9 protein-coding genes and 1 tRNA gene are annotated in these 11982 nt (G+C 67.0%); 6 read left to right on the forward strand and 4 right to left on the reverse strand.

Annotation, left to right across the window (positions count from 1 at the left end; translation table 11 throughout):
- The first annotated feature begins 96 nt into the window (after nucleotides 1-96).
- From VG502_RS17265 to VG502_RS17280, 4 genes are all read left to right on the forward strand, one after another.
- Nucleotides 97-2910 (forward strand): helix-turn-helix transcriptional regulator, encoded by a 2814-nt coding sequence (locus VG502_RS17265; RefSeq protein WP_325551317.1) that lies wholly within the window; start codon nucleotides 97-99, stop codon nucleotides 2908-2910.
- A gap of 89 nt (nucleotides 2911-2999) precedes the next feature.
- Nucleotides 3000-3200, forward strand: a complete 201-nt coding sequence (locus tag VG502_RS17270; RefSeq protein WP_325551318.1) for a hypothetical protein — start codon at nucleotides 3000-3002, stop codon at nucleotides 3198-3200.
- The gene (locus VG502_RS21860; RefSeq protein ID WP_325551319.1) at nucleotides 3197-6697 is read left to right on the forward strand and encodes a pentapeptide repeat-containing protein; all 3501 of its coding nucleotides are present in this window, start codon (nucleotides 3197-3199) and stop codon (nucleotides 6695-6697) included. Before VG502_RS17270 ends, VG502_RS21860 begins: the two co-directional genes overlap by 4 nt.
- A gap of 30 nt (nucleotides 6698-6727) precedes the next feature.
- On the forward strand, nucleotides 6728-7561 hold the full coding sequence (locus tag VG502_RS17280; RefSeq protein ID WP_325551320.1) for an SDR family oxidoreductase: 834 nt from the start codon (nucleotides 6728-6730) through the stop codon (nucleotides 7559-7561).
- Here VG502_RS17280 and VG502_RS17285 read toward each other — a convergent pair.
- Nucleotides 7552-8115 (reverse strand): DUF1203 domain-containing protein, encoded by a 564-nt coding sequence (locus tag VG502_RS17285; protein WP_325551321.1) that lies wholly within the window; start codon nucleotides 8113-8115, stop codon nucleotides 7552-7554. The genes VG502_RS17280 and VG502_RS17285 overlap by 10 nt on opposite strands.
- A gap of 269 nt (nucleotides 8116-8384) precedes the next feature.
- Here VG502_RS17285 and VG502_RS17290 point away from each other — a divergent pair, with 269 nt between their 5' ends.
- The gene (locus tag VG502_RS17290; protein WP_325551322.1) at nucleotides 8385-8717 is read left to right on the forward strand and encodes a cupin domain-containing protein; all 333 of its coding nucleotides are present in this window, start codon (nucleotides 8385-8387) and stop codon (nucleotides 8715-8717) included.
- Nucleotides 8718-8787: 70 nt separating this feature from the next.
- Here VG502_RS17290 and VG502_RS17295 read toward each other — a convergent pair whose 3' ends face one another.
- Entirely contained in the window at nucleotides 8788-10203 is a 1416-nt protein-coding gene (locus VG502_RS17295) for a hypothetical protein (protein ID WP_325551323.1), read from the reverse strand.
- A gap of 841 nt (nucleotides 10204-11044) precedes the next feature.
- On the opposite strand from VG502_RS17295, the gene VG502_RS17300 reads away from it, so the two are divergent.
- Nucleotides 11045-11245 carry a hypothetical protein gene (locus VG502_RS17300; RefSeq protein WP_325551324.1) on the forward strand — a complete coding sequence of 67 codons (201 nt, stop codon included), beginning with the start codon at nucleotides 11045-11047 and terminating at the stop codon, nucleotides 11243-11245.
- A 69-nt stretch (nucleotides 11246-11314) separates the two neighbouring features.
- On the opposite strand, the gene VG502_RS17305 is transcribed toward VG502_RS17300, so the two are convergent.
- Nucleotides 11315-11387, reverse strand: a tRNA-Asn gene (locus VG502_RS17305).
- 65 nt (nucleotides 11388-11452) lie between these two features.
- Nucleotides 11453-11968, reverse strand: coding sequence for a hypothetical protein (locus VG502_RS17310; RefSeq protein ID WP_325551325.1), 516 nt, complete (start codon nucleotides 11966-11968; stop codon nucleotides 11453-11455).
- Between the last annotated feature and the right edge of the window lie 14 nt (nucleotides 11969-11982).

The raw sequence follows: 11982 nt of genomic DNA on the forward strand, positions 1-11982 counted from the left end.
GCTCAGGTCAGTTCGATACTCGCCACGGCCGACAAGTCCACATCCATGCCGCGCGGGGATGATCAGCCGTATGGCGCGCACCGGAGGCCAATGAGCATGAGCGCGCCCGGCCGGCTGTTCGAGCGGGACAGCGAGTCCGCGCTGCTTGACCAGTTGGTCCACCAGTCGTTGGACGGCAACGCCGTTCTTGTGCTGTTGGAGGGACCGCCCGGCATCGGAAAGAGCAGTCTGCTCGCCGTTGCACGAGAGAAGGCCGACGCCGCAGGGTTCGGTGTGCTGGCGGCGCGTGGCAGCGAGGTCGAACGTGAGCTGCCATACGGAGTCGTGCGGCAACTTTTCGAGACTCAGTTGCGCGATCCCGACCGCGGCGAACGCTGGCTGCACGGATCGGCCGAGGTGGCGAAGAGGGTGTTCGCGCCCGAGGATGACCACGAGTCGGCCCCGGGCCCGTTCGGCATACTCCATGGTCTCTTCTGGCTGACGGTGAACGCAGCCGCCGACGGTCCGCTCTGTCTGGTCATCGATGACCTGCAGTGGTGCGACCCTGCGTCCTTACGGTTCCTCGCCTACCTCGAACGCCGACTCGAGGGCCTCAACGTACTGGTGGCCACAGCGGCGCGCATGGACGACGGGGATCTTCCGGAGTCTGGGCTGCTCATCGACATCCTCGACGACGACGCCGCAGTGTCGATCCCCCTCGCCACGCTGAGCGAAGAGGGCACAGCCGACATGGTGCGCGCCGCGGTGGCAGACGACGCTGAGAGCGAATTCTGCAGCGCCTGCCATCGCGCGACCGGCGGCAACCCGCTGCTCCTACGGAAGCTGGTCACGGCGCTGCAGGAGGAGAACGTCCGCCCCGACTCCTCTCACGCCACGGAGATCGGGAAGTTCGGCCCCCGCGCAGTCTCTCGCACGGTCCTGCTGCGTCTCTCGCGACTCCCCTCGGATGCAGTCGCGGTCGCGCGGGCGATCGCAGTCCTGGGCGACGGAGCGAGCCTGCCCGTGACGGCTGCGCTGGCGGGCCTCGACGAGGACAGGGTCGCAGCAGCCACGCGCACGCTGGCCGCCGCGGACATCCTGCGGGTCGAAGACCCCCTGGGCTTCGTTCACGCACTGGTGCGCGATGCGGTCTACCTGGATCTGTCGGCGTCCGAACGCGATCTGTGGCATCAGCGCGCCGCCCAGAAGCTGGCCGGGCTCGGAGCCGCGCCCGAGGTGGTGGCCAGCCAGCTGCTCCTCGTGTCACCGCGCGGGGATGCTTGGGCCGCCGAGGCGTTGCGCAGGGCAGGGTTGCGAGCGCTACGCCGCGGCGACCCGGAGAGCGCCGTCTCCTACCTTCGGCGCGCACTGGACGAAGGCCCGGCAGGAAGCGACCAGGTCGGGCTGTTGTGGGAGCTCGGGTCCGCCGAGGCGCGCATCGACTCCGAAGCTTCGGCCGAGCGCTTGCGCGAGGTGCATGACCGCCTCGACGACTCGCTGCAGCGGGCGCTCGCCGCCGACGTGCTCGCCCGCTCGCTGCTATGGACCGGACCTGCGCGCGACGCCGTGGCGGTGTCGCAACATGCGGTGACGGAGCTCCAGAAAACACACGCCGATCAGCGACGAGCGCTGGAGGCGATCGAGCTGTACGCGGTGTTCTTCGGGGGCATCCAGGTGCCGAACTGGCAGGAGCGGCTCGCCGACGTGCGTGCTGCCGGGGTTCCGGATCGCCTGGGCGCGCAGATGCTGGCTGCCGTGGCCGCGTGGGACTGGGCGCTCGGCGGTGGCTCGGCGCAGGAATGCAGTGACTTCGCGTTGGCTGTCCTCGCCGATGGCTCGCTGCTCGCGCGGGATCCGGGATTCGGCGCCGCCGTCGCCGGGGCGGTTCTCGCCCTGGCGGACCACAACGAGGCGCTCCCTGTATGGGATGAGGCGATGAGCGCTTCGCGACGTCTCGGTTCGCAACCCTCCGTGTGTTCGGTGAACCTCTGGCGCGGGTGGACATGGCTGCGGCGCGGCGAGCTCCACGAGGCGGAGACGTCGCTGCGCGAAGCCAACGAGCAACTGCAGCAGGGGTTCGGCAACAACGGGCCGTCCCTCGCCTACGGCGCCGCGTTCCTGACCCAGACGCTGATCGAGCGAGGTGATTTTGCAGGTGCCCGACGGGCCCTCGCCCGACGTGGCCACCCCAATCCGCAGTCGGACGGCGACGGACTGGTGCGTCGCGCAGGGGTTGCGCTCCTGCTCGCCGAAGGCCGATGGCTGGAGGCGCACACCGCCGTGGCCAGCCGCCCCGGTCAACTGCACGAGTACGCGAACCCCGCGTGGATGCCGTGGCGCTCGCTCGAGGCACGCGCGCTCGCCGGTCTCGGGCAGCTCGACGAGGCGCTGGCGCTGCTCGACCTCGAGCTCGCGGCGGCACGAGGCTGGGGCGCACCAGCGGCGATCGGCCGCGCCCTGCGTCTGCTGGGAACACTGCGGCCGGACGCCGGTCAGACCCTGCTGCGCGAGGCCGTTACAGCCACGGAGATCTCCCCGGCGCGGCTCGAGCATGCGAAGGCGCTGGTCGCGCTCGGCTCCGCGGTGCGGCGCTCCGGCCGACGTTCGGAGTCGCGAGCGCCGCTCGGTCGTGGCCTCGAAATGGCGAGTCGCTGCGGGGCGACCGCTCTTGCCGAGACGGCACGAGCGGAGCTGTATGCCGCCGGTGGCCGCCCTCGCCGGGAAGCGCTCACCGGGCCCACGTCGCTGACACCCAGCGAGCAGCGGATCGCGAATCTCGCCGCCCAGGGCCACACCACTCGGGACATCGCCCAGACGCTCTACGTCACCCCGCGAACGGTCGAGGGGCACCTCACCAACATCTATCGCAAGCTCGGCATCACCGCCCGCACGGCGCTGCCCGACGCGCTCGCCGGGCCGTCCACTACCTGAAATCACCTGAGAACGCCCGAAATTCAGGGGGTACGTCAGGGGTTCAGCACGGTGTCGGAGCGCCGCTCTCGGCCGCAACACTGAAACCAATGAGCGACCAGATGCACATCACGATCGACGTCACCGTCGACGAGGACCACCTCCGCGGCCACATCGGCGACGGCGTCGGGCAATCGACGGCATTCAGCGGCTGGCTCGAGTTGCTGGCCCACCTCGACGACCTGCTCGGCGCCGATCCGCGGCCATCCGTCACGTATGACGGCCGGTTCCTACCTGAGGAGAAGTCATGAAGCGTCGGGTGTCCGGAGCAACCTCCTTCCTGATCGCGGCGACGGTGGTGATGGGCTCGACGACGGCCGTCGCGCCCGCCGAAGCGGCGGCCCCGAGTACGACGACATCGGCCGCGACTGTCGATGTCCCGAGTCGGGGATCACAGTCTCAGGTCGATGAGTTGATCGCTCAGTCGATCCGCAACCGTGGCGGTGGTCCCGGCGGGTCGAAGCAGAAGGGCAGGCTCTTGGATCCCGCGACCATCGCGCTCGCCACCAACTTCGGTGGGTGGCTGCTGGAGAAGGCTGCAGGGGCCGCGGTGGCTCAGGGCATCGGCATGATCTTCAGCATGAGCGGGCTCAACGATCTCATCGCCCCGGATCCGAACACCGCTCTGCTCAAGGAGCTGAAGCAACAACTCACCCAGGTCCAAGGTCAGATCACCGACCTGCAAACCAGTCTGAACGGAACGATCGGCCTGCTGGACAGGGACGCTCTGGACGTCAAGCTGATTCACCTTCGTGACGACGTCACGACGCCGCTCGATGACCTCTACAAGTACGAGTTCACCCGAGTCGTCGACGCCGCAACACAGCTCGCGCAGGCGAAGGATGCGGGAGACAAGGGGAAGATCGACAAGGCGGCCAGTGCGTTGATCGCCCGGAGGAACGAGTTCTACGTGGCGTTCGACTCCTGCTGCAAGACCGCACCGCAAAAGATCCACGACTTCCTGGTTCCGGGGCAGGCGACGTCCGTAATCGCCGCTCTGGGCAGATTGCTGCTCAACCAGAACCGCTATCTCACGGCGACGCAGTCGTCCCAGATCCGGGGCTTGTACGACCAGTTCGCCGACTGGGAAGCGCTCGCAGCCTGGATGAAGATGGAGCGCAACCTGCCGGCGGTTGATGCGGATCGGGTACCGACCGGGACCTTCCCCGGTTCGTTAGCCAGCTTCAACACCGCCCGGCGCGAGTTCCTGGGGTTCCGTGTCTCCGAGGCAAGGAACCTTCCGCCCGCCATTCCGCCGGGCGCCGTCATCGACGTCGGAGCCAGCGTTCCGCGGGCCGGCACGAGCAACGTGACGATGTGGGTCCCGGTGTCGAGAAACCTCCGGTTCCAGCCGGGTGTGGCCGGTCCGGGAACCGTTCCGAGAGCGTTGACCAATCTCAACGCACACCATGAGGAGGGTTTCGACGACTGGCAGGTCCCGTCGCAGGCCGCGTTGACCACCCTGCTCAACGGTATGGCGGCTGCTCCGGCCAAGACCCCAGGCGACTTCCTCAGCGCGCTGAACCCGACGAGTCCGCGGTGGCAGCAGATCGCAAAGGGTGCGTGGCCATTCCTCTGGTCCGACGACCTCGTCACGCAGAAGGCATACTGCATCATTCGGGGAGGCCCTTTCGACTCCTTGGTTCAACCGGTCGTGACCCACACCGGCGTCTCGACCTCGACAGCGACCGCGGTGTGGTCAGGACGTCCGCTGATCCCGTCCAGCGGACCCTCGCCGTACTGTGACTGGCTGCCGAGCCAGTGGCTCACCCCCGGCGCGAGCGGAGCACTGCTTGCTGTTCGCGGCACGGGCGTCATGCCGATCGACTACATGGCTCAGGGCACCGGGCCGAACCTCCGGCCGGATGCGCAGCTGGGAGCGCCGAACCTTGCGGGCCTCGATCTCACCGGCATCGATCTGACCCGTGCGGACCTGACTGGTGCGACCCTGACCGGCGCGGTGTTGTCCGACGACGAAGGCGCCACCCGCGTGAACCTCACCGGAGCCAAGCTCAGTGGCGTGATCTCGGGCGGAATCATCGGCACCGGCACGCTGCCCGCTCCCTGGCGGCTCGTCAACGGTTACCTCGTGGGACCGGGCGCGAATCTGACCGGTGCGGATCTGCGCGGCATGGACCTGAGCAGCGCCACCTTGACCGGGGTGAAGTCCGGTGGCGTCGACTGCACCGACTGCACCTTGCCGACCGGTTGGAGCTGGACAGGGTTGGAGAAGGACGGTGGCGGCGGCTACCTGGTCGGTCCCGGCGCGAACCTCCACGGCGCCGATCTGAGCGGACTCGACCTGAGCGGTGTCAACTTCGGGTCGGCAGACCTCAGCGGGGTGAACCTGATCGGGGCGACACTGACCAACACCATCTTCCGTGCGGGCGACCTGACCGGCGCCGACCTCCGTGGGAGTGATCTGACAAACGCGGAGATCTCAGGGTCCGACGTTTCGGCCGCGGACTTCACCGGCGCCGTGCTCACCGGCCTGCGTACTTACACGCTGTCCCATGATCTCCAGCCCAAGCTGCCTACGGGCTGGACTGCAGCGTACGGGTACCTGCTGGGACCGCGAGCCAACCTGAGCGCTTCCTCGTTCCACAGAGCCGACCTCGCTGGCGTCAACCTCGCGGGCGCGAACCTCGCCAGAACGAATTTCATTGAGAGCAATCTGAAGGGTGCGAACCTCTCGGGAGTCGACCTCGTCAATGCGCGCCTGGACGACGCCGACGCGACCGGGGCGAACCTCACCGGCGCCAACCTCACGGGAGCCTCCCTCTATCTCACCGTGCTGACGAACGCGACGCTGGCGAACGTCACGCTCAGCAACGCGACGATCACCTTCGCGACGTTCTCGACCGACGACGACAACAAGTTCGCCGGGGTGGTTTCCGGAGGGCTGCGGGGAGTGCCGAAGTCACTCCCCGCCAGTGGTCGCTATCGCGTGGTGCAGGGCTATCTGGTCGGACCGAGCGCGAACCTCGCCGGCGCGAGGTTCACCAGTGCGGCCCAGCTCGGTCTCTCGCTCAGCGGGACGAACTTCACCGATGCCACCCTCTCGGGAGTGAACCTCACCGGAGCGACCTTGGTGAACGCCATCTTCTCCGGCGCCCGGCTGACCGGCGCGACGCTGGCCGGCGCCGACATGAGGAACGCAACCCTCGACGGCGTCGTCTCCGGCTCGATCGTGGGAACGCCGAGCCTTCCCACGGGCTGGAGAGTGGTCAAGGGATACCTCGTCGGACCGGGCGCGAACCTCAGCGGCGCCGACCTGGTCGGGGCCGATCTGAGATCGCTCGATCTCAGAGCCGCGAACCTCAGCGGTGCGGACCTGACGGGCGCTCTGCTCGGCGCGGCCAACCTTGACGGGGCGGATCTGACCGGCGCTGTGCTCACCGGTGTTGGGTGGGTGCTGACGACGTGTCCCGACGGGGTGCGCGAGACGAACTCGCTCTGTGGTCCGGTGACTTGGCTCGGGTCATCGACCGTGAGCGCGACCGCGAGCAATGCCGACGGCACCCTGCTGGTCGACGTCGGGCCGGAACTCAGCGGCGACGCCGGGTGGCGGGTCACGGTGCAGAGGCTCACCGAGAGCGGCGGCTGGCGTGCCGTCAGCAGCCAAACGACGAACGGCTCCGGCGAGAGGCTGACACTCAACCTCCCGAAGGGCACCTACCGGGCGGTCGTGCCACCCCAGCACAGCCACCTCGGGAGCACGAGCTCGGCGGTAACACTCGCGAAGTAGGACTTCGCAAGTAGATCGGAGTGGACAGACATGTCTTCAGTAGCAGTAATCACCGGCGCAAGCGGCGGTATCGGCGTGGCGACCACCCGGGAGCTTGCCGCTGCCGGCTGGACCGTGGTCGCAACAGCTCGCGAACCGGAGACGTCGGACGCGTTGCGGGAGCTCGCGGAGCAATATCCGGGGCTGGAATACCGGACTCTGGATGTCACCAGCGACGAGTCGGTCGACTCGTGCATCGGCTCCGTCCGCGCCGACCTGGGGACGATCGACCTGCTCGTCAACAACGCCGGTGCCGGACATCGCGGGACGTTGGAACAACTCACCATCGACGAGTTGTCGCAGTCGATGGAACTCAACTTCTTCGGCGTGGCACGAGTCACCAAGGCCGTGCTGCCCGCAATGCGCGAAGCTCGCGCCGGACGGATCATCACGGTGACGAGTTTGAACGGCGTCGTCGCGCTGCCGTTCAGCGACGCGTACAACGCTGCCAAGTTCGCCGTCGAAGGCCTGATGGAGAGCCTGGCGGCGGTGATGCGCGAATTCGGCGTCTCCATCTCGGTCCTGGAGCCTGGCCCGGTGCGCACCGCGTTCTTCGCCAACCTGGGCGGGCACGCGGACGCCGCCGGCGACGACGATCCGTACGCGCTACTCATCAATCGGTTCAACGCTCGTATGGCGACCCTCGGATCCGGTGGCCAGTCGGCCGAGTCGGTTGCCGCCGTGATCCGGGAGATCGCTGCCGATCCGTCGCCGGCGCTGCGCTATCAGTCCTCGGAGCAGTCGCGCGAGTTCGCCGCGCGCAAGCTCGTCGACACCACCGGACGGAGCATCCTGGACGCGACCACAACGCTGCTTCAGCCCTGAGCCGTATCGGCACGGGGCTGAAGCAGCGGAGCTGAGCTACCCACCCGTGCCGCAGTTGCGGCGAAGCTGAAGCACTGTGAGATCACGTTGTGCGCGTGAACCTCGCGCACCCGAGGGTCCGCCAGGATCGCCTCGATCGCCGCGGCGAGACCGTCTCCCGCCCGGACGAGGCGGTGCTGGTCATAGACCTGGGTGTTCACCCGTCCGGCATCGTCACCGAAGGCGCGCAGCACCTGGTCCCGACCTTCGAACTGGACAGGGAAACGGCCGTCGTGGCCGGGGCATCCGGTGGCGTGCACCACGACCGGTCCGGTCTCCCGATACGGGCTGCGCCAGGAGAATGGTGAGAACGCGATGATCGCGATCAAGTCTCCTGGACACGAGTCGGCCAGGCAGCAACGCAATGGCCAGCCGCCCTCGTAGTCGGTGAAGGGCTCGATGGGGTTGCCGCCATGGTCGACGCCACTGTCCAACACCCGCGCAAGTCCGCGCGGGTCCAGTCCGAGGTAGTCGATGGTGTCGCGGTCGACGATCTGGTCGTAGGTGGTCTCCATGCCCGGTAGTCGCCGCAGCCCGCGACAACGTGAGGTGCTTCGTTCGTATGGCGCTCCCGAGTGCCGGACCGTTCATCGGGACCTGCTGGAGAACGGCGATCTCGGCTGCACCCAGATCGCCAACTTCGCCGCGGGTGGGTCTTCGCTGTCTGCGTCGATGAATTCACCGGCTGAGCCGGGTCCGCCCGGTAGCCTCGAACTGTCTCTTGCCGAACGGACCGTGCTGGAGCGCGGTCCGTCCGGAGGCAGTCGCGCGGAAGGATGCACCGATGCAACGAATCTCACTGGAGGCGTTGGCGACTCAGCAACTCGAGTTGGCTGCTGCTCACAGCGGTCGGCCTGCCGCCGACACGGTCATCGGCGGGCACGAACGTGTCCTGCGCCAAACCGTGGTCGGAATGCTCGCCGGCACTGAGCTCGGCGAGCACAACGACCCTGGCGAAGCGTCCGTGCACGTGTTGCGGGGACGGGTACGCCTGACCTGTGGCGACGCCTCGTGGGAGGGCCGTGCGGGTGACCTGATCAAGGTGCCCCACGCTCGACACAGTGTGCAGGCCCTGGAGGATTCGGCGATCCTGTTGACCGTCGCCAAGCTGCCCTGAGCTGGGCCCAAGCACCAGCTCAGTGAGACATCAGCCCGAGACCTGCAGCGGATGTCCGCACCATCAGTCGCTAGTGAATGGGTCGCACCGCCACGACTCCAGGTCCGGGAAACGACTGCCACAAGGAGTACAGCAAGTAACTCTGATCGTAGAGGTGGAGCGAGCCCCCGAGGAAGCCGATCATGGTGTCCCCGCTGGTCCAGTAGGCCGGTGCCACGATCGCGGGATGCTGGCCGTACGTGTCCTTGGGTGTCACAGATTCCTGCTGCCACTGGAATCCATTGGCCGTGAGGAATGCGAAGGCTTTGTCCCCGAGTCCTGGGGTCAGTGCGGCGAATTGAGCGTAGGACGGAACGACCCATCCGGACAGGCCACCGATGACCGTGGCGGGAGCCGGTAAGACTGAAGCCGACCAATTGCAGTTTGTCCAGCAGAAGTACTTGCTTCCTGCCAGGGTTAGATTCGAACGCGACCACATCAGACCGGTCGCGGTGTCAGCGACCACGTCCTCGGGGAGGCGCCCGACCCCGCCGGTAGCCAGTTGGTTCCAGTGGGTCAACATCGTCGGCACCAGGTCGGCATACGTCTCCACGACTGCGTCATTGGCGGCGAAGGTGGAGCCGCCACTCGTCCAGCTCAGGTGGTTTACCTCGGCCAGCATGACGAATGCCTGGACGGTCAGGCCCGCGTAGTAGTCGAGCATGTCGGACATGGGAGTGGTGAAGTCACTGGTGTAGAAGCGATCTGTCGGATACGGCGTTTGAGCCTGGATGACGCTGCGGTAGATCGCGATCAGCCCTCGAGAGCCCGCCGCACCGACCATGGCGTGGTCGAGGTGCTGGATGATCACTCCCAGGGTGCTGCGCATGGTTTGCAATTCGCTGCTCTGCGAACCATCCACTGCGGACCCCGGCGGTCGCTTCAGCCAGGAGTTGAGCAGGATCTGGTAATCAGCCAGATCGGCCGCGTCGTAGTTGGTTTGGGCTGCCACCCCGTCGTAGGCGTTGCGGTCCGCCTGCGTCATCAGCTTCTTGACGGCGTCGTCCAGCTTGACGTCCAACCCGTGAATCTGCCCCTGCAGACCCGTCATCTGGCTCTGTAGCCCGTCGAGCTGTGCCTTGATCTCATCGTTGTTCTGGGACGAGGATCCGAAGATCGAGTCGAGCGCCCAGCCAGCGATCAGTCCACCGATCTTGCCCCCCGCGGACTTGGCCGCCGACTGAAGGAGTGTTTCGGCCAGGGAGGTGGCGTCGATCCCCGACATGGCGCCGTCGGCCGGGTCCGTCGGGCAGTGGGACCCTGGTCGCTGAGCAGCGTGCACATTTCGGCAGGACCGTTGCGATGATGCGTCCCGGGTAGTGGCGCTGACACCGGCAGGAAACGAGAAGGTCAGCAACATTGAGCCGACGAGCGTGGCGACACAGGCGAGCGTTCTGGGTCTCACCGATGTCTTTCCTCGACGTCCAGGCAATTTGTGCTGCATCACTGCTCCTCCTCAATTGAGGTGCGGTCGCGATGGACGACCGCTGGGGTGACGCGGAGCTGAGCATCTTGTCGAGCTTCCCGATCAGCACGAGCCATTCGCAGGACGTCGTCTGCTGCCGCGGTGTCATTCCAGCGTCCAGCCGACGCGGGCAACCGACAACGGTGAAGACCCCCTGACCTACCCCCTGAAATTGGGCGGGCCGGTGGTCCGCGAGGCCCGCGCTGTGCTGGAACTTCCGCACCGCAGCGTCGGTCAGCGGGCCGATGTCGCCGTCCGCGGTGAGCGACCCCCGCGCCCCGGATGGCCGACGACGCCCGCGACGTCGAGTTGTGCGGGCAGGAGCAACACGAAAAGAACGCCGGCTGGATCCCCCGCGAGACTTGACTCAACGCCTCGGTTCTCTTGTGAGGTATGCCGGTGGCATGGACTCCAGGGCTCGCCGAGCGCAACGCGGACGAGACTGTTGCCAGTCCTCGCACACGGCTCCGGCACTGGACCCGTCAGCAGCTATGCGATCGAGCGCAGCCTGCAGCCACTGCGTGTAATCGTCAACCCCGTGGTGTTCGAACGGATGGACTTTGGAGTCGCGGGCGAGCGCCAACTCCTTTCGCAGGCATATCGAGAGCTGCGACGCGAGGCCTTCGGGGTAGTTGTTCCGCACAAGAGTCTCCTGACGTCCAGGGGTTGTCCACGCAGGTAGACCCCTGGCGTCCAGAAATGTGACGCGGTGCATGCCGTGGATCGTGACGTCGCTGACGCGAGGCCGGCGCCGCGTCACCTTTTCGCTCCCCGGTGGTCTCTTCAGGTAAGGGATCAGCGAGGCAACGAACAGGAGCAGCTGATGGAGCAGAAACCCACTTCCGTGCCAAGTTGCGGATCCGACGAGTTCCAGGCGCTGGCATCGGCCGTTCGTGCCTATGACCGTCTGGTCCAGCAGGCACACACCGCACCCGTTGCCGCCGACCCGGTCGAACTGCTCGCAGCGCTGTCGGTCGTCGGCGAGGCGTCCGTGGTGATGGTGCGGCGAGCAGGAGCGCTGTAGTCGGCCGGCGGCGAGTCAGGAGCATCCCAGTAAAACGAAACGGCCCGGAATTCCGGGCCGTTCTGCTTGCTCCCCCACTTGGACTCGAACCAAGAACCCTCCGGTTAACAGCCGAATGCTCTGCCAATTGAGCTACAGGGGATCGTGCGCTGTGCGCGTGCAGAACGATAGCAAATTCCGTCCCGCAACACCCAATCGGGAGAGGCGTCAGAGGCCCACCGCATCGCGCACGTATGCCGTGGTGCGCTCGACCGCATCGCGCACCTGCGGGTCGTCGGCGCGCGCTCCGCGGCCGAGCACCGTCTGGGTCAGCAGGGTGTCGGCCTGCAGGTCACGTCGTACGACGACGCGACCCTTGGCGCGGCCCTCGAGCGGCAGTTCCTCGGCCAGCACGATGCTGGCCCGCACGCGCTCGTGGAACGTCTCCGGCAGCCGCGTGTCCTGCGGGCCGAATGTCCACTGCCCCGGGCGTTTTCCGTCGATCCAGGTGACCGTGAGGCTCCACGTCTGAGGCTCCCACTGGCCGGCATCCACCTGGTGCCACGGGCGCGCGGTGACGGTGCTGTCCGCGGCGACCACCGTCAGATGCCAGTTGGTGGCGACGACGTGCGCGGCGGTGAGCTTGTCAACGGCCGACGCCAGGACGCGCTCGCCCTTGGGGAGGTCGAGTTGCTCAAGCACCTCGGGCGGGAGCTGTGGCTTGGAGCGCTTCAGGAAGGACATGATGACCCCATTGT

The sequence above is a fragment of the Flexivirga sp. genome (genome assembly GCF_035551235.1).
In the GTDB taxonomy this organism is placed as follows: Bacteria; Actinomycetota; Actinomycetes; order Actinomycetales; family Dermatophilaceae; genus Flexivirga.